Here is a 233-nt window from a genome sequence, read left to right as displayed (position 1 = left end):
GTCTTTAGTTCCGTTGATCTTCCATGTTACCTGGTCGTTATCATCAATTTCCCATCCGAATTTGGTGGTGATGATATACTGATCTCTATTGCCTTCAATCGCTTTGGCAATCAAGTGTTCATTTTTGAAGGGGCCGTACAAATCAGCGGTGTCAAGAAAATTCCCACCCAGTTCTAAAGAGCGGTGAATCGTTGCGATCGCTTCTTTTTCATCGGTTTTGCCGTACATATCGT

1 protein-coding gene is annotated in these 233 nt (G+C 42.9%); it reads right to left on the bottom strand.

Features of this window, described 5'->3' with window-relative positions; genetic code table 11:
- Positions 1 to 233, bottom strand: a 233-nt coding sequence (locus ACPYOJ_RS37025; RefSeq protein ID WP_481420634.1) for an aldo/keto reductase, incomplete at both ends; no start/stop codon positions are given.

This window comes from Rhizobium sp. SVR5-9E, assembly GCF_056755095.1.
The sequence above is the reverse complement of the archived record's forward strand: the minus strand, read 5'-3'. Positions and strand labels throughout refer to the sequence as shown.